Here is a 24,743-nt window from a genome sequence, read left to right on the forward strand (position 1 = left end):
AAAAGCATCTTCTTCATGCAATAGGTGGCAGTAATGTGGCAGTCATGAGCTCCACCAAGCGCAAATGGATGGCGATTACCGCTGTGACGGTCGCAGCCGTCGGCCCACAGTTAACTCCGGCGACCGCGTCTGCCGACCTGCACAACGTCACCTACATCGCCCGTATCGACGGAGTTGCCCCTGGCGGGCAGGCCACCTTCCGTATCCACGACAACGAGACCAGCAGCACCGGGCTGAGCTCGGTGCCCGGAAACGCCTTCGAGGCGAATACCGTCCTGGCCGACCCGAGCAAGGCAGGCATGCAAGTCTCGGTGCCGTGGCCGTATTCGGCGAACGTCCATTGCGAGATCGACGTCGACGACAACGTCGCCGCGCAAGTCGACCAGTCCATCGGGCTGACGCTGGCCAACAACGACCCCAACCGGGTGGTGTCCTGCGGCGCGCCGCTGACGTAACCGGTTAAGGCCGCCAGCCCGTCGCGTCGGCCCACTCCCACGCGCGACGGTAAGTGTCCTGAAAGGAATCCGGCATGTCGGGGTTGGCGCGAAGCCAGTCCACCAGCAGCAGGGCGTACTGCTGATTGGGCCAACCGTCGACCCGCAGATGAACACCGGCCGGGCGGCCAGGATCGGCGGAGCCATGAATTCGCTTGCGCCACAATGCAGGATCGTCGGCAAGCGGCGGCGTGTCCGTGGTGATGTCGTCGACGCGGGGATAACCCGCCGACAACAGCGGCCCGGCGAGTTCGTCGGCGACCGCCAATGATTCGACCGTGACTTGGATGTCGATGACGTCCTTGGCGGCAAGACCGGGCACCGCCGTGGGCCCGGTGTGGTCGACCCGCAACGCTTTTGCGCCGCACGCGGCCTTGAGCCGCGCGACGATGCGCCGGCCCTGCTCGACCCAGGCCGGGTCGGCCGGCACGACCTGCACCGGCGCTTCGACCACCCGGCCTGCGCTGAGATTATGCGCGAACGGCACGATCCGGTCGTTCCACACCTCGCGGGCCCGCTGGGCCAACTCCTCCGGTGTACCGGCATTGTCAAGCCACACATCGGCGACAGCGTGACGCTGCTCGTCGTCGGCCTGCGCGGCGATGCGGGCGCGGGCGTCGTCTTCGGCCATGCCGCGTTGTTCGACGAGTCGCCGCACCCGCACCTCGGCGTCGGCGTGCACGACGACAATGAGCGGGAACAACGGCGCCATCTGCGACTCCACCAACAGCGGAATGTCTTCGACGACGACGGCGTCGTCGGGCACGGACGCGATGATCTCGGCGCGGCGCTTGCCGACCAGCGGGTGCACGATCCCGTTGAGTGTCTTACGGCTTTCGTCGTCACCGAATGCCTTGGCCGCCAACGTCGGCCGATCCAGCGAGCCATCTGGCTGCAGAATGTCCTCACCGAACGCGTCGACTAAAGCAGCCAGCCCTTCGGTGCCGGGTTCGACCACCTCGCGGGCGATCACGTCGGCGTCGACGATGACTCCACCGCATTGCTCGAAAGTGGCGGTTACCGAAGACTTCCCGGCACCAATCCCTCCGGTCAGCCCGATCCGAAGCATCGTCGCCGGGCTAGGCGCTGCCGGCGAGCTTCTCCCGCAGCGCGGCGAGTTGCGCGTCGCTGGCCAGCGAACCGCCCTGCTGCTCCTCGGACTGCGTCCCGTTGGCGGGCGCATGCTCGGCTTCGGCGTGCTCGGCGGCGGCGAACTTCTCCATCTGCGCGGTGTGCATCTTGTGCCGGCGCTCGGCCTCGGCGTAGCGGGCCTCCCACTCGGCGCGCTGCGTGTCGAAACCCTCGAGCCACTCGTTGGTTTCGGGGTCGAAGCCCTCCGGGAAGATGTAGTTGCCCTGCTCGTCGTAGGAATCGGCCATGCCGTACTTGGCCGGGTCGAACTCCTCGGTGTAGTCCTCGTTGGCCTGCTTGAGGCTCAACGAGATCCGGCGCCGCTCCAGGTCGATGTCGATGACCTTGACCATCGCGTCGTCGCCGACGGCCACCACCTGGTCGGGCACCTCGACGTGACGCTCGGCCAGCTCGGAGATGTGCACCAGGCCCTCGATGCCCTCCTCGACGCGGACGAACGCACCGAACGGCACCAGCTTGGTGACCTTACCGGGCACGATCTGGCCGATAGCGTGGGTGCGGGCGAAGTGCCGCCACGGGTCTTCCTGGGTTGCCTTGAGTGACAACGAAACCCGCTCGCGGTCCATGTCGACGTCGAGCACCTCGACGGTGACCTCGTCGCCCACCTGCACCACCTCGGACGGGTGATCGATGTGCTTCCAACTCAATTCGGAGACGTGCACCAGGCCGTCGACCCCGCCGAGGTCGACGAACGCGCCGAAGTTGACGATCGAGCTCACCACACCCTTGCGGATGGCGCCCTTCTGCAGCTGGTTGAGGAACTCGCTGCGCACCTCGGACTGCGTCTGCTCCAGCCAGGCGCGGCGGGACAGCACCACGTTGTTGCGGTTCTTGTCCAGCTCGATGATCTTGGCTTCGATCTCCTTGCCGATGTACGGCTGCAGGTCGCGCACCCGGCGCATCTCGACCAGCGAGGCGGGCAGGAAGCCACGCAGCCCGATGTCGAGGATCAGGCCGCCCTTGACGACCTCGATGACGGTGCCCTTGACGGCCTCGTCCTTCTCCTTGAGCGCCTCGATTGTGCCCCACGCGCGCTCGTACTGTGCGCGCTTCTTGGACAGGATCAGCCGGCCTTCTTTGTCCTCTTTGGTGAGGACCAGCGCCTCGACTTTGTCGCCGACGGACACCACTTCGTTGGGGTCGACGTCGTGCTTGATGGACAGCTCGCGGGAGGGAATGACCCCCTCGGTCTTGTAGCCGATGTCGAGCAGGACCTCGTCCCGGTCAACCTTGACTATGGTCCCTTCGACGATGTCGCCATCGTTGAAGTATTTGATTGTTTTGTCGATGGCGGCGAGAAAGTCCTCGCTCGAGCCGATGTCGTTGACGGCTACTTGGGGCGAGGTGACGGTGGGACTCGGCATATGGGGGGTTGCTCCGGACAGGTTTGGTCGTAGGGACAGTTGTTGAGTTACCCGTCGAGGCTACTCGACTGTGCTCACGCTGGCCAAACCCGACCCGGCACGTTTAGCCCGCCCGGCGCGCGACTCGGCTGGTGAACGCGCCGTGGTAGCTCATCGGCACGTGAAACGGCAGCCATGCCTCGGCGATCGGCCCGTCGTCGACATGGGCCGCGTCAAGCACCATCAACCTGCTGCGATGCTGCGATTCGTCGTATCCGACGGTGAGCAGCCAGCCGTCGTCCTCCGCGGTGCCGCCGGGTCGCGGCACAAACGTCGGCTCCACCAGCATCTGGCCTGCCGGGCAGAAGGCCTGAACCGCGCCGGCACGGTGGTCGATCCGCGCGACCCCTTGGCCCTGAAACCGGCCCGGATCCTGCACCGCCACGTAGGAAACCGTGTGCGGCATCGTCGAGCGCCGATGGTCGATCTGCGGAAACTCGCAGCCGAAGTCGGCCAGCGGCTCTCGGGTCACCGCGCCGGAAGGCGTGATCCGAAACCGGGTCAGCACCACGGCGTCCTCGATCGTTCCGTAGCCGTCGAGTTGCGCGATGTCCGAGCGGATGTGCGCGGTGTAGTTCTTCATGCCGTCGTAGGACTGCGGCGAAAAGCGGGGCAGTTCGACGACGACGTCGTCGCCGTCGTCGTAGGCGTTGGTGAAATGCCAGTGGTAGAACGGTTCGGTTTCGACCACCCGGACCCTGCTTCCGTCGCGCGGGGCAAGCACGAAGTACGACGGCGTATCGGGCTTGAAACGCATGGAATCCCAATAGGATTGGTATCCGGTCAGCGCCCACGGGTTGATCCGCAGCGGCGACACCACAAAGATCGCGTACCGCCGCGTCAGTGCCATGTCGTGCACCACGCCCATCCCCGGCAGCGGCACCGCGCGCAGGTAACGGGTCACGCCGTCGGCACCGGTTTCGTAGAGCCGCAGCCGAACCCGGGGCACCGCCTCCGCGAGCAGGTCGCGCAGCCGCATCCCGCGGATGTCGATGCGCGGAAGGTACGGGTCGAAGCCGAAGTTGACCTTGGTATTGGCGATCGGGTCGTAGGTGTAGTGCGCCGAATACGCGCCGATCGGCCCCTTGAGCGCCCCGCCCAGGCTGCACAGGCCGCGGGTGTCCAGGCTGTCGAGATCCAGCTCATGCGGACGCCCGCCTTCCCACAGCGCCAGCAGTAGGCCGGGGTTGACCATCACGCTGGTGTTGGCTGTGTTGGCCGGCGGGCGAAGCGCATTACCCAGCAGGCCGCCGCGGCGCTGGTAGGCGAACCCGCGGTCGACCAGGTGTCCGGCCGCGGTCGACCTCAGATAGTGCTTGGTGCGGACGAACCGGTTGCGGAAGCGCACTCCCGAGCCGTCCAGCACGAACGCGCTGACCATCCCGTCGGCGTCAAAAACGCTTTCCACCTGCTCAGGCCCGAGGTTCCAGCGGCCGGATCCGTTGCGGTACAGGGTGCCGACGAGGCCGTCGGGCAACGTGCCGGTGATTTCGGTCACGTCGACGTCGCATTCGCCGTGGATGCTTTCCCAATAGCGGGAGGGGGCTTGAACGTCTGCCAGGACCATAAAAGACAGTCTGTCTATTATGGTTGGCTGCTGTCAATACTCCGGATGTCGTCAGCTTTGAACGGCAGCGCCGCACCCCCGTCCCAGCACAGCGCCGTCAGGTGCTCGACGAGTGCCTCGCGCGATATGGTCCCGGTCCGGCACCACCATTCGGCGGCGGCCACCGCCGATCCCACGATGGCCCGCGACCAGGGGGCGGCCGCCAGCCGTGCATGGTCGGAGTCGAACGCTGTCGCCAACATCTGCTCTACCGCGGCCGCGAGCTGCTCGAAGACACTGGCCGACGGGTCGCCGCTCAGCGCCCGGTAGAGGTTGGGCTCGGCGTGCATCCATGCGCAGATGACATCGAAGAACAACGCCATCCGCTGCCGAAGGTCGGTGGAACCCGCTGCGCGCGTGGTGATTTCACCGAGTAGGCGCTGCGCGGTGCGTTGACTCAGCGCCGCCAGCAGCGCGTCGCGATTCGGGTACATGGCATAGACCGCGGACCGAACGAAGCCGGCTTCGGCGGCCACCTCAGTGAGTCCAACGCCCGGCCCTTTCGCGCGGATCGCCCGCTCGGCCGCGTCGAGCAGCGCGGCGCGACGCTCGTCGGGGTCCACCCGGGAACCGGCCGGGCGGCCGCGACTGCGCTTGACCGGGCGCATGGTCAGTGCGCCGCTGCGTCCCAGGTGCGGCCGTAGCCCAGCGATACCTCCAGCGGCACGTCGAGCGGATACGCGCCGCACATCTTGTCGCGCACCAGCGCCTCGAGCTGCTCACGCTCCCCCTCGGCCACCTCGAACAGCAGCTCGTCGTGGACCTGCAGCAGCATCCGTGACTTGAGCCGGGCCGCTGTGAGCGCCTTGTCCACCTCGATCATCGCGACCTTGATGATGTCGGCGGCGCTGCCCTGGATCGGGGCGTTGAGCGCGGCCCGCTCGGCGGCCTCGCGGACCTGGCGGTTGCTGCTGTCGAGCTCGGGCAGATAGCGCCGACGGCCCAGCACGGTCGAGGTGTAGCCGTCCTTGCGGGCCTGTTCGACGACGGCGTGCAGATAGTCGCGGACTCCGCCGAACCGGGCGAAGTAGGCGTCCATCTGCTCCTTGGCTTCCTCGGTGGAGATCTTCAGCTGCTGGGATAGCCCGTAGGCGCTGAGCCCGTACGCCAATCCGTAGGACATTGCCTTGACCCGGCGCCGCAGTTCGCCGGTCACCTCCTCGATCGGGACGCCGAACGCGCGGGAGGCGACGAAGGAGTGCAGGTCCTCGCCGGTACGGAACGCCTCGATGAGCCCGGCATCTTGGGAGAGGTGGGCCATGATCCGCATCTCGATCTGGCTGTAGTCGGCGGTCATCAGCTCGCCGTAACCATTGCCGACCACGAACGCGTCGCGGATTTCGCGGCCGGCCTCGGTGCGGATCGGGATGTTCTGCAGATTGGGTTCGGTCGACGACAACCGGCCGGTGGCCGCGATGGTCTGGTTGAACGTGGTGTGGATACGCCCGTCTGCGGCAACGGAATTCAGCAATCCGTCGACGGTGACCTTGAGTCGAGTGACGTCGCGGTGGGTGAGCAGATGCTGCAGGAACGGGTGGCCGGTCTTGTCGAACAGCGACTGCAGGGCGTCCGCGTCGGTGGTGTACCCGGTCTTGGTGCGCTTGGTTTTCGGCATCTCCAGCTCGTCAAACAGCACCACCTGCAGCTGCTTCGGTGAGCCGAGGTTGATCTGCTTGCCGATCACCGCGTAGGCGGCCTCGGCGGCGTCGCGGATCGCATCGGCGAATTGGCTTTGCAGCGACGACAATTGGTCCAGATCGACGGCGATGCCGGCGGCTTCCATGCCCGCTAGCACACCTTGGACCGGCAGCTCCATGTCGGCCAGCAACGCCTGCGAGTCGATGCGGGCCAGCTCGGCGTCCAGCGCGTCGGCTAAATCGGCGACGGCCTGGGCCCGCAGGATGGTGGTCTGGACCGCCTGGTCGTCGACGCCGTCGGTGTCATCGAGCAGCGAAAGTTGCTGCTGCTCAGGCGTTTCCGCGCGCAACTCGCGGCGCAGATAGCGCAGCGACAGGTCGTCGAGGGTGAAGCTGCGCTGACCCGGCCGCACCAGGTAGGCGGCCAGCGCGGTGTCGGACGTGATGCCGTTCAGTGTCCAGTCGCGGCCGGCCAGGTCGTGGATGGCCAGCTTGGCCTCGTGCAGTGCCTTGGGTTTGTCGTGGTCGGCGAGCCAGGCGGCGAGCGCGGCCTCGTCGTCGGGGGTCAGCGTCGCGGTGTCGATGTAGGCGCCGTCGCCGTCGGCGGCCGCGATGGCCAGCGCGGTGGTATCGCCGTCGTAGGCGACATGGGTGCCCACCACCGCGAGCCCGGAGCGGCGGCCGTCGGCGGCGTGGGTGGCCAGCCACTCCCCGACCGTGCCGGGTTCGAGCGCACCGCCGCGCACGTCGAATCCCTCGTCTACCTCGGGCTCGACGGCGGCCAGCGTCTCGAACAGCCGGTCCCGCAGCACCCGGAACTCCAGGTGGTCGAACAGCTGGTGGATCTGGTCGCGGTCCCACGGCTGCATGCGCAGCGTGTCGGGAGTCTGCGCCAGCGGCACCTCGCGGACCAGTTCGGTGAGCTCGCGGTTGCGCACCACGCCGGCCAGATGCGCGCGCAGCGCGTCGCCCACCTTGCCCTTGACGGTGTCGACGTTGTCGACCAACGCCTGCAGCGAGCCGTATTCGGCAATCCATTTGGTCGCCGTCTTCTCCCCCACGCCGGGAATGCCGGGCAGGTTGTCGCTGGGATCGCCACGCAGGGCGGCGAAGTCGGGATATTGCTTGGGCGTCAGGCCGTATTTCTCGAGGACCGCGTCCGGGGTGAACCGGGTCAGCTCGCTCACACCTTTGCGCGGATAGAGCACGGTGACGTCGTCGGTGACCAGTTGCAGCGAGTCGCGGTCGCCGGTGACCACCAGCACCCGGTAGCCCTCTTTCTCGGCCTGCGTGGCCAAGGTGGCGATCAGGTCGTCGGCTTCGAAGCCCGGTTCGGCGAGCACCGTAATGCCCAGGGCGGCAAGGACTTCCTTGGTCACGTCGATCTGGCCGTGGAACTCGTCGGGGGTCGACGTGCGGTTGGCCTTGTACTCCGGGTAGCGATCCGAGCGGAACGTCTGCCGGGACACGTCGAACGCGGCGGCGACATGCGTCGGTTGTTCGTCGCGCAGCAGGTTGATCAGCATCGCGGTGAACCCGTACACCGCGTTGGTGGTCAGCCCGCCTGCGGTCTTGAAATTCTCCGCCGGCAGCGCGTAGAACGCGCGGAACGCCAGCGAATTGCCGTCCAGCAGCATCAACGTCGGCTTGCCGTCAGCGGCCTGGCCGGCTTGCGTCTTGGCGCTTGCGGTCTTCGCTGGGCTCACGGATCCAACTCTAGGCATCGGGTCCGACGCTGAGTCCACCGCCGCGAAACTGGAACACGTTTCAGTTTTGCTGTCGTTCTCGGTACGCTGGCCGGGTGTCTGCAGCTATCCGCCAGGAACCGGCCGTCGACGGCTGGTTCGCTACCGACGACTCCGGCGCGCCGCATCTGATCGGCGCCAAATGCCCGCAGTGCGGCACCTATGTGTTTCCGCCGCGGGCGAACAATTGCCCGAACCCGGCTTGCGACGGCGACCAGCTGGAGCCCGTCGCGCTCTCGCGGCGCGGCACGCTGTGGAGCTACACCGAAAACCGGTATGCCCCACCGCCCCCGTATCCGTCCCCGGATCCGTTCGAGCCGTTCGCGGTTGCCGCGGTGCAGTTGGCCGACGAAGGGCTGATCGTGCTGGGCAAGGTGGTCGACGGCACGCTGGCCGCCGATCTGAAGATCGGCATGGAAATGGAGCTGACCACGATGCCGCTGTTCGTCGACGACGACGGCGTCGAGCGGATCACCTACGGCTGGAGGATCGCTTCATGAGTCCAGAACCGGTGTACATCCTGGGCGCCGGGATGCACCCCTGGGGTAAATGGGGTCGCGACTTCACTGAATACGGCGTGGTAGCCGCACGTGCCGCGTTGGCCGAAGCCGGTTTGGACTGGCGGCAGATTCAGTTGGTGGCGGGCGCGGACACCATCCGCAACGGCTATCCCGGGTTCGTCGCCGGGTCGACGTTCGCGCAGAAGCTGGGCTGGAACGGCGTGCCGGTGTCGTCGTCATATGCCGCGTGCGCCAGCGGTTCGCAGGCCTTGCAGAGCGCGCGCGCCCAGATCTTGGCCGGATTCTGCGACGTCGCACTGGTGATCGGCGCCGACACCACACCCAAGGGGTTTTTCGCGCCCGTCGGCGGTGAGCGCAAGAACGACCCGGACTGGCAGCGGTTCCATCTGATCGGCGCCACCAACCCGGTGTACTTCGCGCTGCTGGCGCGACGACGGATGGATCTGTACGGCGCCACGCTCGAGGACTTCGCGCAGGTGAAGGTCAAGAACGCGCGCCACGGTTTGCAGAACCCGAATGCCCGCTACCGCAAGGAAGTCTCGGTCGACGACGTGTTGGCCAGCGCGGTGGTGGCCGATCCGCTGCGGCTACTGGACATCTGCGCCACCTCCGACGGCGCGGCCGCGCTGATCGTGGCGAGCAAGTCCTTCGCCGAGAAGCACCTTGGTTCGGTGGCAGGGGTGCCGTCGGTGCGTGCGGTGAGCACGGTCACGCCTCGCTACCCGCAGCACCTGCCCGAATTGCCTGACATCGCAACGGATTCCACTGCCGTCGTGCCCGCGCCGGAGCGGGTGTTCAAGGATCAGATCCTCGACGCCGCCTACGCCGAAGCCGGTATCGGGCCGGAGGATGTGAGTCTGGCCGAGGTCTACGACCTGTCCACTGCGCTGGAGCTGGACTGGTACGAGCACCTGGGATTGTGCGCCAAGGGTGAGGCGGAGGGCCTGCTACGCAGCGGCGCGACGACGATCGGGGGCAAGGTTCCGGTCAACCCCTCCGGCGGGCTGGCCTGCTTCGGCGAGGCCATCCCCGCGCAGGCGATCGCGCAGGTTTGCGAGCTCACCTGGCAGCTGCGTGGCCAGGCCACGGGCCGCCAGGTCGAGGGCGCCAAGGTCGGAGTTACCGCCAACCAGGGCCTGTTCGGCCACGGCTCGTCGGTGATCGTCGCCAAGTAACGGCGAGCAGACGCGAAAGGCCCCGACACGCCGGTGTTTTGGGTGCTTTTACGTCTGCTCGCGCGGGGTATCCAGCGTTTCCAGCACGACTTCGGCCACCCGCTTCATCGTGGTGCGGCGGTCCATCGCGGCCCGCTGGATCCACTTGAACGCCTCCGGCTCGGTCATGCCCTGCTTGGCTTGCAGCAGGCCTTTGGCCCGCTCGACGAGCTTGCGGGTTTCCAGCCGGTCGGACAGTGTCGCCACTTCGTGTTCCAGCGCGCTGATCTCGCTGAACCGACTGAGCGCCAACTCGATCGCCGGGACCAGGTCGCTGGCGGTGAACGGCTTGACCAGGTAGGCCATCGCGCCGGCGTCACGGGCCCGCTCCACCAGATCCCGCTGACTGAACGCGGTCAGCACCACGATCGGCGCGATCCGTTTGCTGGCGATCTCCGATGCGGCGTCGATGCCGTCGCGCCGGGGCATTTTCACGTCCATGATCACCAGGTCGGGCTTGAGCTGTTCCGCCAATTCGACGGCCTCCTGGCCGTCGCCGGCCTCGCCGACGATGTCGTAGCCCTCTTCGCGCAGCATCTCGGAGAGGTCCATCCGGATGAGGGCCTCGTCCTCGGCGATCAGTACCCGGCGCGCGGCGGGGGCAGCCGCATCGGTCGTTGAGCCGGTCATGCCCGCCATTGTGTCAGCGGGTCGACGCGATCCGTGAGCGCGGGGTTGAGACGCGGCGGCATCGCACGCATCCTCTATGGTGGGAGGCCGTAGAAACCACGCCCTCGTATCCCAACTGGCAGAGGAAACGGATTCAAAACCCGTACAGTGTGAGTTCGAATCTCACCGAGGGCACTCACCAACAGTGCTGTACACCATCGGCCACGGCGCCAAAATCGCCGACGAGCTCACCGCCGCCCTTCGCCAACACGACATCGACCTCTTGGTCGACGTGCGCAGCTTCCCCGGCTCGCGGCGCAACCCCGACGTGTCCAAACAGGTCATGCCGGACTGGCTGGCCAAGGCGGGTATCGACTACCGCCACGAACCCGGCCTCGGTGGCCGTCGTAAACCGCCGGAGCACCCGATACCGCGGGACCGGTGGTGGGAGAACCAGCAGTTCGCCAATTACGCCGCCCACACCCGTACGCCCGAATTCGAGGCTGCATACCAGCGGCTGTTGGAGGAGGCCGACAGCCGCAATGTCGCGATCATGTGCGGGGAGCCGACGTGGTGGCGTTGCCATCGCCGGATGATCGCCGACCTGGCCACCCGCGACGGCCGCCAGGTGCAGCACATCATGCCCAACGGGTCGCTATCGCAACATCGCATGTCGGAGTGGCTGACCAGTCCAGTAGACGGCGGTTAGGCTTTTGCCGTGGCGGCTAAGAGGTGCGGTGCGCCGCCGGATCGTTCGCACAAGCAGGACTGCGTCGCGGCGGTGCGGACTCAGTCGCGCGCCCGCACCCAGCACTACGTCGACAGCGTGGCGCGACGACTGCGGGTTCTCAAGATCACAGCGTGGATCGGCGCGGCCATAGTCCTGGGCTTCGGGCTTCTGCAACTCTTCACCATTCACACCGCCCGATGGATCGGCATCTTCAACTTGGTCGTCGCGGCGATCTACGCGATCACCCCGATGCTGTACCGCTTCGGCGAACTGGTGGCGCCGCTGACGTTCGTGGTCTTCGGATACACGACGATCTTCCTCATCTGCTGGACCGTGGGCACCGGATCGGGCCTGCAGTACTACCTTCTGGTCGGCGCGACCATCGCAGTGCTCACGTTCGGCATCGAACACATCGTGTTGGCGGCGACGCTGGCGGGAGTCGGGGCCGCGCTGGCGATCACCCTTGAATTCCTGGTCCCCTATGACACCGGACTTCAGCCGGCCTGGGCGCTGACGACGGCTTTCGTCGTGTCGATTACCACCGCATGCCTGATGGTGGTCGCGACGGTGTGGTACGCGCTGCGCGAGATCGCTCGCGCGGAAGCGGTCATGGAAGCGGAGTACGAACGGTCCGAGGTGCTGCTGGCCAACATCATGCCGGCCAGCATCGCGGCGCGATTAAAAGACCCGGCCCGCACCGTGATCGCCGACAAGTACGACGACGCCTCGGTGCTGTTTGCCGACATCGCCGGTTTCACCGAACGCGCCAGCGACACCAATCCTGCTGAGCTGGTTCGGTTTTTGGATCGGCTCTACACCGACTTCGACGCGCTGGTCGACAAACACCGCCTCGAGAAGATCAAAGTCAGCGGCGATTCCTACATGGTGGTCAGCGGGGTGCCGTGGCCGCGGCGCGACCACGTCGCGGCCCTCGCACAGCTTGCGTTGGACATGAACGAAGCGGTGGCCGGGCTGAAAGACCCGCAGGGCCGCGAAGTTCCGCTGCGGATCGGCCTGGCCACCGGCCCGGTTGTCGCCGGCGTGGTGGGTTCCCGCCGGTTCTTCTACGACGTGTGGGGCGACGCCGTCAACGTCGCATCGCGCATGGAATCCACCGACGCAGTGGGACGCATCCAGGTGCCCGAGCCGGTATACGAGCGGCTGAAAGACGACTTCCTGCTCGAGGAGCGCGGCGACGTCGCCGTCAAGGGCAAGGGTGTGATGCGCACCTGGTATCTCGTCGGCCGCCGACCGGACGCCGACTCGGGCGGGCGGCGCACTGCGGCGTCACAGCCGGCCGGTGTCTGACAGTCCCGGCAAACCCCACATCGGCATCCGATTTGTGGGAAACTGCGCGCATGCAACCTAACGTTGTTCCGAATTTGCTGCCGCATCTGTGGAAATCGACTCTGGTCTCGGGCATTTTGGCGTTGGCCCTTGGCATTCTGGTGTTGGTGTGGCCGGGGGTCAGCATCCTGGTGGCCGCGATCATCTTCGGCGCTTACCTGCTGGTGACCGGTATTGCGCAGGTTTTCTTCGCGTTCAGCCTGCATGTCTCCGCCGGTGGCCGGGTGCTGCTGTTCATCAGCGGTGCCGCATCGCTGATTTTGGCGCTGCTGTGTTTCCGCAGCCTCTATGACTCGATTCTGCTCCTGGCCATCTGGATCGGCGTCGGCTTCATCTTTCGCGGTGTGGCAACGGCGATTTCGGCGATCAGCGATCCGGCCCTGCCCGGCCGCGGCTGGGCGATATTCCTCGGTGTCATCAGCCTGTTGGCCGGCATCGTGCTGATCGCATCGCCGTTTGAATCCATCGGGATCCTTGCTCTCGTCGTCGGCATCTGGCTCGTGATCATCGGCGTGTTCGAGATCGTGTCGTCGTTCGGCATCCGCCGGGCCTCCAAAGAGCTGACGAATGCGTTCTCGGGTGAGGCACCCGGCGCGATCTGACAACGCCGGTGATCTCGACTACATCGAGGTAGATCGCCACTGCCTGGTCTACTACACTGCGTCGTAGTAAGCAGCGCACCCCCGCAGTCTCTGGAGATGGCAGATGGACGTCGTCGACGTGTCGCGGTGGCAGTTCGGGATCACCACCGTCTACCACTTCATCTTCGTGCCGCTCACGATCGGCCTGGCGCCGCTGATCGCCGTCATGCAGACCGTGTGGGTCATCACGGACAACAACGCCTGGTATCGGCTCACCAAGTTCTTCGGCAAGCTGTTCCTGATCAACTTCGCAATCGGGGTGGCCACCGGGATCGTGCAGGAATTCCAGTTCGGAATGAACTGGAGCGAGTACTCCCGGTTCGTCGGTGACGTCTTCGGCGCGCCGCTGGCGATGGAGGGCCTGGCCGCGTTCTTCTTCGAGTCGACGTTCATCGGGTTGTGGATCTTCGGCTGGGGTCGGCTGCCGCGGCTGGTTCACCTGGCCTGCATCTGGATCGTGGCGATCTCGGTGAACGTGTCGGCCTTTTTCATCATCGCCGCGAACTCGTTCATGCAGCATCCGGTTGGCGCACACTACAATCCGCAGACCAAGCGTGCCGAGCTGACCAGCATCATGGCGTTGTTCACGAACAACACTGCGCAGGCGGCGGTATCGCATGCGGTCGTCGGTGCGTTGTTGACGGGCGGGACGTTCATTGCGGCGGTGTGTGCCTGGTGGATGGTGCGGGCCACGGACGACGACGCGCGGAACATGTATCGCCCGGCGACCATCCTGGGATGCCTGGTGGCGCTGGCCGCCGCCGTCGGATTGTTCTTCACCGGCGACGCCCAAGGCAAGCTGATGTTTCACCAGCAGCCCATGAAGATGGCATCGGCGGAATCGTTGTGCGACACCCAGTCCGATCCGGACTTCTCCATCCTGACCGTCGGCAGGCAGAACAACTGCGACGCCCTCACCCGCGTGATCGAGGTGCCCTATGTGCTGCCGTTTCTCGCCGAGGGCCGGTTCAATGACGTGACGCTGCAAGGCGTTCGGGACATCCAGCGGGATTACCAGGAGCGGTTCGGGCCGAACGACTACCGGCCCAACCTGTTCGTCACGTACTGGTCGTTCCGCGCGATGATCGGGCTGCTGACCATCCCCTTGCTGTTTGCGGCGACCGCGTTGTGGTTGACCCGCGGCGGGCGGGTTCCCCGTCAGCGGTGGCTCGCCTGGCTGGCGCTGCTGACCATTCCCACGCCGTTCCTGGCCAACAGCGCGGGCTGGGTTTTCACCGAAATGGGCCGTCAGCCATGGATCGTCGTGCCCAACCCGACCGGCGATCAGCAGGTCCGCCTCACCGTCGCCGAAGGCGTGTCACATCACCCACCCGGACTGGTGGTCGGCTCGCTGGTGACATTCACCGTGGTTTACGCGGTGCTGGCCGTCATCTGGTTCTGGTTGCTGAAACGCTATGTCGCCGAAGGACCGCTGGAGCACGACGCGGAACCGGCACCGCCGGCCGCGCCGGCCGTCGACGAGGTAGCACCGCTGTCGTTCGCGTACTGAGCACCGGAAGGAGTTGACCCGTGGCGCTGCATCAGCTGTGGTTCGGCGTGCTCGCCGTGCTGTTCCTTGGGTTCTTCATCCTCGAGGGCTTCGACTTCGGCGTCGGCATGCTGATGGAGCCCCTGGCTCGCGTCGGCGCCGGCGACCCGGAGAGGCAGCGTCGTGCCGCGCTCAACACCATCGGCCCGGTGTGGGACGGCAACGAGGTGTGGCTGATCACCGCGGGCGGTGCGATGTTCGCAGCGTTTCCGGGCTGGTACGCGACGGTGTTCTCGACGCTCTACGTGCCCCTTTTGGTGATCCTGTTCGGCATGATCCTGCGTGCGGTCGCGATCGAATGGCGCGGCAAAGTCGACGACACGAAGTGGCGCGGCTGGGCCGACTTCGGTATCGCGGCCGGATCGTGGCTTCCGGCGCTGCTGTGGGGGGTGGCATTCGCGGTTCTGGTCCGCGGCCTTCCGGTGGACGCCGACCATCAGGTCCGGCTGTCTTTCGCCGATGTGCTCAACGCCTATACCGTGCTGGGCGGCCTGGCCACCACGGGGCTGTTCCTGTTCTACGGCGCAGTGTTCATTGCGCTGAAGACGGCCGGTTCGCTGCGAGACGACGCCTTGCGGTGTGCGCGGTGGTTGTCGCTTCCGGTGACGGGACTCGTTGCCGTGTTTGGGCTTTGGACGCAACTGGCTTACGGCAAGAGCTGGACATGGCTGGTATTGGCGGTAGCCGTGGTCGCGCAACTGGCCGCGGTCGCATTGGTGGCCACTCGCAAGCGGGAGGGCTGGGCATTCTGCTGCGTCGCACTGGTCGTCGCGGCGGTGGTGGTGCTGCTGTTCGGGGCGCTGTATCCCAATCTGGTGCCGTCGACACTGAATCCGTCGTGGAGCGTGACGATCGACAACGCATCGTCCACGCCGTACACACTGAAGATCATGACGTGGGCGGCGGTGATTTTCGCACCGCTGGCAATGGCCTACCAGGGCTGGACGTATTGGATCTTCCGGCAGCGGATCTCGGCTGATCGCATACCGCCGCCGACCGGTCTGGTAAGGCGAGCATCCGAAGCATGACAAGCCGGGCGCCGCTGGATCCCCGACTGTGGCGGGAGTCGGCGGCGCTGCGCCGCTTCCTGATCGCCACCGTGACCTGCGGCGTAGTGATCTCCGGTTGTGCGATCGCCTCGGCGATTGTGCTGGCGCACATTGTTTCCCGGGTGATCACCGATCCCGCGACGCGCGACCTGCGGCAGTGGGCGGCAATGCTGTCGATCCTGTTGGCGCTGTGGACGGTTCGCAGCGCCACCCACTGGGTGCAAGCACGACTGGGCCAGCGCGGCGCCAGTGCGGTGATCGCCGACCTCAGCGGACAGGTGCTGTCGGCGGTCACGGCTCGCCAGCCCCGGCAACTGGCGGACCAGCGCGACGCCGCCGCGACAGTGGTGACTAGCGGTCTCGACGGCTTGCGGCCCTACTTCACCTCGTATCTCCCGGCGTTGCTGCTCGCCGCGATCCTGACCCCCGCCAGTGTGCTCGTGGTCGCGCTGTACGACGTGAGATCCGCGGTGCTGGTGATGATCACGTTGCCGCTCATCCCGATTTTCATGGTGCTGATCGGGTTGGCAACCGCTCAGCGCTCGGCGGCGGCGCTGGCCGCGATGACCACACTGCAGGCCCGGCTGCTGGATCTGATCGCCGGCATCCCCACGCTGCGGGCATTGGGCCGGGCCGCGGGCCCCGAGCGTCGCATCGCGGAACTGGCCGCGGCACACCGGCGTTCGACGATGGCCACCCTGCGCATCGCCTTCCTTTCGGCACTGGTGCTGGAACTGCTAGCCACGCTGGGCGTCGCGGTGGTCGCGGTCAGCATCGGCCTGCGGCTGGTGTTCGGCGGAATGAGCCTGACAGCGGGTCTGACGGTGTTGCTGTTGGCGCCCGACGGCTATTGGCCTCTGCGCCGCATCGGGGTGGAGTTCCATGCCGCTCAGGACGGCCGGGCGGCTGCGGACAAGGCGTTCGCGCTGATCGAGGGTGCTCCGACCACGCCACCAGGAACTCGGACCGTCGATGCGCACGGCGCCCCGATATGCGTCGAGAACCTCAGTGTGGCTGGCCGCGACGGCAGTTGTCCGTGTCAGCTCAGCACCGTGATCGAGCCGGGACGGGTGACGGTGCTGACCGGGCCCAACGGCGCGGGAAAAAGCACCACGCTGCAAGTAATTGCGGGTATCACGACGCCGACCGCGGGTCACGTCACCGTGGCGGGTGTCGACGTCGCCGATCTGGACCCGAGCGCATGGTGGCGACAGCTGGCCTGGTTGCCGCAGCGTCCGGTGCTGGTCCCCGGAACCATCGCCGAGAACTTGGCCCTGTTCGGCGAGCTGGCTGACGTTGACGCCGCTTGTGCTGCAGCCTGTTTCGATACGGTGCTGGCCGACCTGCCCGACGGGATGCGTACGACGCTCGGCCGCGGCGGGGTTGGGCTGTCGCTGGGCCAGCGGCAACGGCTGGGTTTGGCCCGCGCGCTGGGCTCGGCGGCGCCGGTGCTGCTGCTCGACGAGCCCACCGCACATCTGGACGCGGCCACCGAAACTGCGGTGCTGCGGGCAATCGTCGAGCGGGCCCGCGCCGGTGCAACTGTGGTGGTCGTCGGCCACCGCGAGCAGGTCGTCGGGATCGGCGACCGGGTGGTCCAGGTCGGCAAGGAATGTCATGCGCAGGTCTGACCCATTGCTCACCGCAATTGCGCTGCTGCGGCCGCGGCTGCCGCGCTTACTGTTAGCCGTCATGCTGGGTGTGCTGTCCCTCGGCAGCGCGCTGGCACTGGCGGGAGTGTCGGCCTGGCTGATCACCCGGGCCTGGCAGATGCCGCCGGTGCTGGACCTCTCGGTCGCGGTGGTGGCAGTACGGACGTTCGCGATTTCCCGTGGCGTGCTGCATTATTGCGAGCGGTTGGCAAGCCACGACACCGCGTTACGCGCCGCGGGCAGGGCGCGCGCGGAAATCTACTCGCGCCTCGCGCACGGGCCGGCGGACGTCGCCACCCGGTTGCACAGCGGCGAGTTGGTGGCACGGGTCGGCGCTGACGTCGACCAGTTGGCCGACGTGTTGGTTCGTGCCCTGCTGCCGATCGGTGTCGCGGCGGTCCTGGCGGTCGCCGCGACCACGGTCGTCGCTGTCATTTCGGCTGCGGCAGCCGCGGTCATGGCCGTCTGCCTGGTGGTCGCGGGCGTGATCAGCCCATGGCTGGCCGCGCGGGCCGCCACGGCACAGGAAGCTGTTGCGCGCCAGCATCATTCCGAACGTGATGTCGCGGCGCTGCTCGCCCTCGAGCACGCGCCAGAGCTGCGTGTCGGGGGCACTCTGCCCGAGGTGATCGCGGATTCTACGCGGCGGCAACGTGCTTGGGGCGACGCCGTCGACGCTGCTGCCAAGCCGGCCGCCGTCGCCGAGGCCATCCCCACCGCCGCGATCGGGATCAGCGTGCTGGGCGCCGCCGTGGCGGGCATCGGGATGGCAACCACTGTTGCGCCGACGACATTGGCCATCCTGATGTTGTTGCCGCTGTCGGCATTCGAGGCCATAGGTCCCCTTCCGGCGGCCGCTGTGCAGTTGACCCGGTCACGGCTGGCGGCGCGGCGCCTTCTCGACCTGATACTCGACGAGCCACCCGCGCCGAGTCAGACACCGCGACCAGTCGTCGATCTGTCGCCGGGTTCCCGGCTGGCGGTGACCGGTGCCAGCGGCGCGGGTAAGACGACGTTGCTGATGACCCTCGCCGGGCTGTTGCCAAACAGCAACACATCCGCGGACCAGCTGGACGAAAGCGAATTGCGGCGTACCGTGACGTTTTTCGCAGAAGATGCGCACATATTCGCCACCACTGTTCGCGACAATTTACTGGTGGCCCGCGGTGACTGTGGTGACGACGAACTGGTGGCGGCGCTGCGGCAAGTGGGTCTCGGTGACTGGCTGGCCAGCCTTCGGGACGGCCTGGCAACGGTGTTGCCCGGCGGTGCGCACGCGCTGTCGGCGGGCCAGCGCAGACGCCTGTTACTGGCGCGGGCGATGATCTCACCGGCGCGGATCCTTCTTCTCGACGAACCGACCGAGCACCTCGATGCCGCTGACGCCGAACCCATTTTGCGGAACCTGCTCGACCCGGACAGCGGCCTGATCAGCGCAGAGCGAACGGTGGTGGTGGCTACTCACCACCTGCCCAACGACATTCGTTGTCCAGAGTTGCGAATCGAGGCAGGCAGGTACCCTGGCTGGCAGTCGTCCACGCCGCCCGAGCTGGAGAGCAAGCCATGACCGAATTCCCCGACAAGCCGCCGGAAAACCCGCCGCCGCAGTACCCGTACCCATACCCCGGGTATCCACCGCCTCCACCGCCGCACTATTACGGCTATCCCCCACCACCCGCCATTCCCAAAAATGGGCTCGGCATCGCGTCGCTCGTGGTGGCCATCGTCGGCCTGCTGTTCGTCTGGTCGGTAGCCGGCGGCATCGTCCTCGGAATCGTCGCCACGGTGCTGGGATTCATCGGGTGGGCGCGAGTCAAGCGCGGCGAAGCCAACAACGGCGGCGTTGCCATCGCCGGCATCGCGCTGGGCATCGTGGCGATCGTCGTCGGTATTGCGTTCGCTGTCATATGGATAGCGCTGTGGAAAGACGTCGGCGGCGACAACTATTTCGACTGCCTGGACCGGGCCGGCTCAAACCGTGTTCGCCAGCAGCAGTGTGCGGATCAGTTCCGGGAAAACGTGCAGGACCGGCTGAGCGTCACGCTGACGCCCACCCCCTAGAGCCGGCGACGTCGCGGCATGAATTCCAGCGTCAACAGCACGTACAGCAACAGAACCACCTGGGTCAATTTGACCAGCACGTAACGCCGGTCGCCCAGCGCGTGGAATTTGCGCAGATAGCGGTACAGCGACTCGAGCGCAATCAGCGGATCGCCCAAGTGGATCAGCCGGTAGACGATACTCTGCATCCATCCGCGATTCTTCTCGTCGAAGATCTCCGGGAAGGCTGCGAACGCCAACGACAAGCGCTGTGCCCCAGCATCTTTGGCGGCATACACCATGTCGACACTGAGCCGCTCGTCGATCCCGTTGGGTGCACCGCGGCGGCGCCACGGCACGTCGAGGCTGATATCGCTGCCGCCGCCGGCGACCGCATACCGGTGAAAGCCCTGCACCCGTCCCGAGGCATCCCTGGCGACGATCAGCTGCACGCCCGGATAACGCCCTTCCAGAGCGCCGTCCAGCGCCATCGCGAATCCACGTTCAGTGTGCGCACCGCTCGGTGATGCCCGTAGCACCTCGATCAGTTCCGCGAGCCGCTTCTCGTCGAGTTCCTGCTCGGCCACGATCTCGGTGGTGATGCCGAAATTGTGGGTGCGCTTGACGGCTTGACGCAGGTTGCGGAACTTGCGCCCGACCATCTCGAAATCTTCCACGTCGATGACCACGTCGCGACCGATCGGCACCGGCCGCAGCGACTGGCCCAGCACCGCCAAATCGCTCCACAACTCGAGCCGTCTCTCGCTGCAACACAACACCACGATGCGCCAGCCGCGGGTATGGCACATAGCCGCGAAATCGGCGACCAGTTGCGGGAATTGCGTTTCGTCACCAATCGGGTCACCGCTGACAACCGCGAATCCGAGCCGGGTGCGGTACGCGAGCGCCGCCTTGGCGTCCGCACTGAAGTAATAGGACTTGTTGACCTGCATGGCGAACGGCGCCAACGGGTCACCGGCCGTGGCGCTGATCAATGCCCACACTTTGGGCAGATCCTCGGGTTGCGGTCGTGCCGACGTCGACCACATCAGCGCCAGACCGGTTCCCGCGATCAACAGGTCGCCGAGCAGATCGAAAGACAGGATGTGCGCGGCGATTCCGGCGAACAGCATCAGAACCGCCGCGATCGCATGCTTGGCGGTCACCGGGCGGCCCAGGAAAATACCGCGCGCAATCAACGCCACCGCCGCCAGCACCGTCAGCGACCATGCCAGTCGTCCGGCGGGCTCCCAGTCGGGGTGCGGCTGGTCGCGCGCGACAAGGGTGATCAGCCAGCATGCCGCGCTCAGCAGCGCCAGTGCGCTGATCCACCGGGCTGCCGGGGAATTGACGTGGACGACGACCCGCTCGCTGGCCCGGAGTTTGGGTTGGACGTCGACCGACGACTGGTTCACACCCCACCTCCGGTTTGGTCTCTCGTCGTCGTCCTGTCCTCGTTGGGAGTACCCAGAAGGCTACGCCTCGTCCCTGATACCTATATCACGACACAGCACGTCGCAACCGGATCGTTGCTATGCCCGCGAGCTGGGAAAATACTTCAGGAGGCCTTCCTGCACGACGGTGGCGACGGCCCGGCCGGAGCGGTCGAAGAAATGACCGGTGCCCAGCCCGCGGGAATCCGCCGCGACCGGCGACGACGTGGAATACAGCACCCAGTCGTCGAAACTGACCTGGCGGTGAAACCACACCGAGTGGTTCACAGTGGCGGCGAAGATCCGGTCGTATCCCCATGACAGCCCGTGGGTGGTGATGATCGAGTCCAGCACGGTGGTGTCCGAGCAGTACAGCATGGTCGCGGTGTGCAGCACGGGATCGTCGGGCAGCACACCGTCGGCTTTGACCCAGACCCGGTTGTAGTGCAGCCGCTCGCCCTTGTCCCGCATCACCCAGGACGGGTCGTTGGTGTAGCGCCATTCGATCGGTTGCAGCGCGTTGACGAAGTGCGGAACGGTGTCCTCGTAGCCGCGCAGCAGGTCCTTGATGGGCGGCAGCGTGTCGGGGTCGGCGACGTCGGGCGGTTCGATGTTGTGCTCGAGTCCGCGGCCGCCGGCCAGGTACGACATCATCGCGGTGGCCAACAGCGTCCCGTCCTGCGTCACGTCGATCCGCCGGTTGGCGAAGCGACGTTCGTCGCGCAATCGCATCACTTGGAATTCGATGTCTTTGGCGGTGTCGCCGCCGTTGATGAAATGAACGGACAGCGCGTTGGGCGGCAGGTCGCGGGTCAGCGTGCGACTGGCCGCCACAAACGTTTGCGCCATCATCAGCCCGCCGAACGTGCGCGGCGGGTTCTTGCTGGGATGGGACCCGATGAAGACGTCGTCGCCCATGCTGTGGAGGTCGAGCACTGTCATCAGCTCGTCGAAATCGGACACTGGGTGCTTAGACGTCTTCCTCGCCGATGCGATGCACGTGGATCAGGTTGGTCGACCCGACCGTGCCCGGCGGTGCACCGGCGACGATGACGACGAGATCGCCGCGTTTGTAGCGGCCGAGCTCCAGCAGCGACTTGTCGACTTGGCGGATCATGCCGTCGGTCGACTGCATGTGCGGAACGATGAACGTCTCGGTGCCCCACGTCATCGCCAGTTGGCTGCGCACCTCGGGCAAATCGGTGAAGGCCAGCAGTGGCAGCGGCGTGTGCAGGCGCGCCAGCCGCCGCACGGTGTCACCGGACTGGGTGAACGCGACCAGCGCCTTGGCGTCGAGCCGCTCGCCGATGTCGCGGGCGGCATACGAGATCACGCCGCGCTTGGTGCGCGGCACGTGGGTCAGCGGCGGCGCGGCCGTCGAATTCTCTTCGACCGCACAGATGATGCGCGACATGGTTTGAACGGCCGCCAATGCGTGTTTGCCGACGGCGGTTTCACCGGACAGCATCAGCGCATCGGCGCCGTCGAGCACGGCGTTGGCGACGTCGGAGGCCTCGGCGCGTGTCGGTCGCGAGTTCTCGATCATCGAGTCGAGCATCTGGGTCGCGACGATGACGGGTTTGGCGTTCTCCCTGGCCATTTGGATGGCCCGCTTCTGTACCAGCGGAACCTCTTCCAGGGGAAGCTCAACGCCCAGATCGCCGCGGGCGACCATCACGGCGTCGAAGGCAAGCACGACGGCTTCGAGATTGTCGATGGCTTCGGGCTTTTCGAGTTTGGCGATCACCGGGACCCGACGGCCGACTCGGTCCATCACCTCGTGGACCAGCTCCACGTCGGATGGGGACCGCACGAACGAGAGCGCCACCATGTCGACGCCCAAGTCCAACGCGAACTCGAGATCCTGGATGTCCTTGTCCGACAAGGCAGGAGCCGACACGTTCATCCCCGGCAGCGACATTCCCTTGTTGTTGCTGACCGGGCCGCCCTCGGTGACGGTGCACACCACGTCGTCGCCTTCGATCTCTTCGACCACCAGGCCGATGTTGCCGTCGTCGACCAGGACACGGTCACCGGGCGCCGCGTCTTTGGCCAATTGCTTGTAGGTGGTCGACACACGGTCGTGGGTGCCTGCGCAGTCGGCGACGGTGATCCGCACGGTTTCGCCGTTGGCCCAGTAGGTGGGGCCGTCGGCGAAGCGCCCCAACCGGATCTTGGGGCCCTGCAGGTCGCCGAGCACGCCCACAGCGCGGCCGGTGGCATCCGAGGCGGCGCGCACGCGTTGGTAGGCCGCTTTGTGGTCGCTGTGGTCGCCGTGGCTGAAGTTCATTCTGGCGACGTCCATTCCGGCCTCGACCAGCGCTCTGACTTGCTCGTCAGTGTTACTGGCCGGGCCGAGAGTACAGACAATCTTGCCGCGTCTCGCCACGACGTCAAAGCATAGTCGTGGTGGCTGAGCTACCCGGTGAATAGCGTCGGAACCAGTGGGAAACCGGGCAGATTGCGCAGCACCGTCCACGCCAGCGTTGCGATGACGATGGTCGCGATCGCCGGTAGGGGCATCACCGCTTCTCCGCGCCTTCGGCGCACCAGAATCCATGCCGCCAGGATCGGGATGCCGACGAGTAAGAACACGTTGTCAGTGACAGCCTGGACGAGGTTGCCGTGCAGTAGGTCATGGGTCATCCGAAGCCCACCGCACGCGGGACAGTTCCAGCCGGTCAGCAGCCGGAACGGGCAGGCGGGGAATATCGAGTTTTCGTTGTGCGGGTCGACCAGTCCGACATAGCCAAGGGCAGCTGCCAGCAGCGCGCTGGTGCCCATCGCGCCGTGGAGGCGGCGCCGTTTCGGAAGCGCCCGGCTAGGTTCCATCGCGCAACGGGCGGCCCTGCGGGTCGCGCACTTTGTCGGTGAGTATCAGCACGGCGTCGACGACGCCCCAGACTGCGGCGCCAAGCCCAAAGGTGATGAGACCCACAATCAGCTGCGCGATTCCGAGCCCAATCTGGCCGAGGTAGATGCGGCCGATTCCGGCGATCCCGAGCAGACCGATCAGCTGGAGCAGACCGGCCACAACCTTCGACTTGTCCGACAGCGGCTCGCCGGTGACCGGGTGCCGACCGTAGGGCGCCGCCGGGTCCGTGAAGTTCGCCGGCGGGTAGGGCGGCTGCGCTGCGCCGAATGGGTCCGTCACGCCCTTCAGCATGCCAGTTCCACCTGCACGCTGGGCTGCTATCGCTCCGACCTGCGCCTAAGCCTGCTCAGCCGAGATCGCCAGCCTCTTGCGGTCGGCGCTGGTACTTGTGCCGCGGGTTTCTCAGCTTCGGGTTCGGGTTGGCCGTCTGCCGCGGCAAGCACCTCCGGCTCGGGCTCTTCAGCCGCGGGCTCTTCAGGCTCGGGCTTCTCCGCCTCGTCGGCCGCAGCCTCTTCCGCTTCCTCAGGCTCTTCGGCTTCCTCAGGCTCTTCCGCTACGGCAATTTCGGGTGCTTCAGCCTCGGGTCCCTCGGCCTCCTCCTCAGGCTCCTCCGGCTCAGCCCCGGACTCCTCAAGTTCCGGTTCCTCACCCTGGGGCTCTTGCGCCTCGACCTCTGCCAGCTCTTCTGGCTCGGGTTCTTCCGCCACAGCCTCCGCTTCTGCTTCGGGTTCCTCGCCCTCCTCGGCCGCCAACTCTTCCGGCTCAGCCTCAGCCTCAGGCGCCTCTGCTTCGGATTTCTCGGCCTCCTCGGCCGCCAGCTCTTCCGGCTCGACCTCGGCCAATTCAGCTTCGGGCTCTTCCGCTTCCGGCTCAGCCTCAGGCGGCACCTCGGCCTCAGCCTCAAGCGCCTCTACGTCAGGTTCCTCGGCCTCCTCGGCCGCCAGCTCTTCCGGCTCGGCCACGGCCAATTCAGCTTCGGGCTCTTCCACTTCCGCTTCCGGCTCGGCCTCAGCCTCAAGCGCCTCCGCTTCGGGTTCTTCGGCCTC

General features: G+C 66.4%; 22 protein-coding genes, 1 tRNA gene and 1 pseudogene. 12 read left to right on the forward strand and 12 right to left on the reverse strand.

Annotated features, from left to right (window positions below; genetic code table 11):
- The first annotated feature begins 44 nt into the window (after positions 1 to 44).
- Positions 45 to 455: a hypothetical protein gene (locus tag MFM001_RS21815; protein WP_116377346.1), complete on the forward strand. Its 411-nt coding sequence runs from the start codon at positions 45 to 47 to the stop codon at positions 453 to 455.
- A 4-nt stretch (positions 456 to 459) separates the two neighbouring features.
- On the opposite strand, the gene coaE is transcribed toward MFM001_RS21815, so the two are convergent.
- The 5 genes from coaE to polA all read right to left on the reverse strand — a co-directional run bounded on the left by coaE (position 460) and on the right by polA (position 7,929).
- Entirely contained in the window at positions 460 to 1,563 is a 1,104-nt protein-coding gene (coaE, locus tag MFM001_RS21820) for a dephospho-CoA kinase (RefSeq protein ID WP_116377347.1), read from the reverse strand.
- 10 nt (positions 1,564 to 1,573) lie between these two features.
- On the reverse strand, positions 1,574 to 3,010 hold the full coding sequence (rpsA, locus tag MFM001_RS21825; RefSeq protein WP_116377348.1) for a 30S ribosomal protein S1: 1,437 nt from the start codon (positions 3,008 to 3,010) through the stop codon (positions 1,574 to 1,576).
- A 103-nt stretch (positions 3,011 to 3,113) separates the two neighbouring features.
- On the reverse strand, positions 3,114 to 4,616 hold the full coding sequence (locus MFM001_RS21830; protein ID WP_116377349.1) for a carotenoid oxygenase family protein: 1,503 nt from the start codon (positions 4,614 to 4,616) through the stop codon (positions 3,114 to 3,116).
- Between the two features lie 17 nt (positions 4,617 to 4,633).
- The gene (locus MFM001_RS21835) at positions 4,634 to 5,263 is read right to left on the reverse strand and encodes a TetR/AcrR family transcriptional regulator (RefSeq protein ID WP_116377350.1); all 630 of its coding nucleotides are present in this window, start codon (positions 5,261 to 5,263) and stop codon (positions 4,634 to 4,636) included.
- Positions 5,264 to 5,265: 2 nt separating this feature from the next.
- A complete protein-coding gene (gene polA, locus MFM001_RS21840; RefSeq protein WP_116377371.1) occupies positions 5,266 to 7,929 on the reverse strand; it encodes a DNA polymerase I in 2,664 nt (887 codons plus the stop codon).
- Between the two features lie 164 nt (positions 7,930 to 8,093).
- On the opposite strand from polA, the gene MFM001_RS21845 reads away from it, so the two are divergent.
- Positions 8,094 to 8,537, forward strand: coding sequence for a Zn-ribbon domain-containing OB-fold protein (locus tag MFM001_RS21845; RefSeq protein ID WP_116377351.1), 444 nt, complete (start codon positions 8,094 to 8,096; stop codon positions 8,535 to 8,537).
- On the forward strand, positions 8,534 to 9,733 hold the full coding sequence (locus MFM001_RS21850) for a lipid-transfer protein (RefSeq protein ID WP_116377352.1): 1,200 nt from the start codon (positions 8,534 to 8,536) through the stop codon (positions 9,731 to 9,733). Before MFM001_RS21845 ends, MFM001_RS21850 begins: the two co-directional genes overlap by 4 nt.
- A gap of 48 nt (positions 9,734 to 9,781) precedes the next feature.
- Here MFM001_RS21850 and MFM001_RS21855 read toward each other — a convergent pair whose 3' ends face one another.
- On the reverse strand, positions 9,782 to 10,402 hold the full coding sequence (locus MFM001_RS21855; RefSeq protein WP_116377372.1) for an ANTAR domain-containing response regulator: 621 nt from the start codon (positions 10,400 to 10,402) through the stop codon (positions 9,782 to 9,784).
- A gap of 100 nt (positions 10,403 to 10,502) precedes the next feature.
- Between MFM001_RS21855 and MFM001_RS21860 the strand changes: the two genes are divergently transcribed.
- From MFM001_RS21860 to MFM001_RS21900, 9 genes are all read left to right on the forward strand, one after another.
- Positions 10,503 to 10,576: transfer RNA gene (locus MFM001_RS21860), tRNA-Leu, on the forward strand.
- A 10-nt stretch (positions 10,577 to 10,586) separates the two neighbouring features.
- A complete protein-coding gene (locus MFM001_RS21865; RefSeq protein ID WP_116377353.1) occupies positions 10,587 to 11,090 on the forward strand; it encodes a DUF488 family protein in 504 nt (167 codons plus the stop codon).
- Positions 11,091 to 11,099: 9 nt separating this feature from the next.
- Positions 11,100 to 12,419 (forward strand): adenylate/guanylate cyclase domain-containing protein, encoded by a 1,320-nt coding sequence (locus MFM001_RS21870; RefSeq protein WP_116377354.1) that lies wholly within the window; start codon positions 11,100 to 11,102, stop codon positions 12,417 to 12,419.
- 32 nt (positions 12,420 to 12,451) lie between these two features.
- Positions 12,452 to 13,060 (forward strand): HdeD family acid-resistance protein, encoded by a 609-nt coding sequence (locus tag MFM001_RS21875; RefSeq protein WP_116377355.1) that lies wholly within the window; start codon positions 12,452 to 12,454, stop codon positions 13,058 to 13,060.
- Between the two features lie 103 nt (positions 13,061 to 13,163).
- Positions 13,164 to 14,609: a cytochrome ubiquinol oxidase subunit I gene (locus tag MFM001_RS21880; RefSeq protein ID WP_116377356.1), complete on the forward strand. Its 1,446-nt coding sequence runs from the start codon at positions 13,164 to 13,166 to the stop codon at positions 14,607 to 14,609.
- Between the two features lie 20 nt (positions 14,610 to 14,629).
- A complete protein-coding gene (cydB, locus tag MFM001_RS21885) occupies positions 14,630 to 15,676 on the forward strand; it encodes a cytochrome d ubiquinol oxidase subunit II (protein WP_116377357.1) in 1,047 nt (348 codons plus the stop codon).
- Entirely contained in the window at positions 15,673 to 17,328 is a 1,656-nt protein-coding gene (gene cydD, locus MFM001_RS21890) for a thiol reductant ABC exporter subunit CydD (protein WP_255422464.1), read from the forward strand. The genes cydB and cydD overlap by 4 nt, the downstream gene beginning before the upstream one ends.
- Positions 17,315 to 18,916, forward strand: coding sequence for a thiol reductant ABC exporter subunit CydC (locus MFM001_RS21895; protein WP_116377358.1), 1,602 nt, complete (start codon positions 17,315 to 17,317; stop codon positions 18,914 to 18,916). Before cydD ends, MFM001_RS21895 begins: the two co-directional genes overlap by 14 nt.
- Positions 18,913 to 19,410: a DUF4190 domain-containing protein gene (locus tag MFM001_RS21900; RefSeq protein WP_116377359.1), complete on the forward strand. Its 498-nt coding sequence runs from the start codon at positions 18,913 to 18,915 to the stop codon at positions 19,408 to 19,410. Before MFM001_RS21895 ends, MFM001_RS21900 begins: the two co-directional genes overlap by 4 nt.
- On the opposite strand, the gene MFM001_RS21905 is transcribed toward MFM001_RS21900, so the two are convergent.
- The 6 genes and pseudogenes from MFM001_RS21905 to MFM001_RS24525 all read right to left on the reverse strand — a co-directional run.
- Positions 19,407 to 20,804, reverse strand: a complete 1,398-nt coding sequence (locus MFM001_RS21905; RefSeq protein WP_116377360.1) for a bifunctional lysylphosphatidylglycerol flippase/synthetase MprF — start codon at positions 20,802 to 20,804, stop codon at positions 19,407 to 19,409. The genes MFM001_RS21900 and MFM001_RS21905 overlap by 4 nt on opposite strands.
- Positions 20,805 to 20,921: 117 nt before the next feature.
- Positions 20,922 to 21,764: an acyl-CoA thioesterase II gene (locus MFM001_RS21910; protein ID WP_116377374.1), complete on the reverse strand. Its 843-nt coding sequence runs from the start codon at positions 21,762 to 21,764 to the stop codon at positions 20,922 to 20,924.
- A gap of 28 nt (positions 21,765 to 21,792) precedes the next feature.
- Positions 21,793 to 23,211: a pyruvate kinase gene (gene pyk / locus MFM001_RS21915; protein ID WP_116377361.1), complete on the reverse strand. Its 1,419-nt coding sequence runs from the start codon at positions 23,209 to 23,211 to the stop codon at positions 21,793 to 21,795.
- A 29-nt stretch (positions 23,212 to 23,240) separates the two neighbouring features.
- Positions 23,241 to 23,654 carry a DUF2752 domain-containing protein gene (locus MFM001_RS21920; RefSeq protein WP_116377362.1) on the reverse strand — a complete coding sequence of 138 codons (414 nt, stop codon included), beginning with the start codon at positions 23,652 to 23,654 and terminating at the stop codon, positions 23,241 to 23,243.
- A complete protein-coding gene (locus MFM001_RS21925) occupies positions 23,644 to 23,988 on the reverse strand; it encodes an NINE protein (RefSeq protein ID WP_116377363.1) in 345 nt (114 codons plus the stop codon). Before MFM001_RS21925 ends, MFM001_RS21920 begins: the two co-directional genes overlap by 11 nt.
- 26 nt (positions 23,989 to 24,014) lie before the next feature.
- A pseudogene (locus MFM001_RS24525) lies at positions 24,015 to 24,743 on the reverse strand (hypothetical protein); the annotation flags it as partial.

The sequence above is a fragment of the Mycobacterium sp. MFM001 genome (assembly GCF_003402475.1).
Classification (GTDB): Bacteria; Actinomycetota; Actinomycetes; order Mycobacteriales; family Mycobacteriaceae; genus Mycobacterium.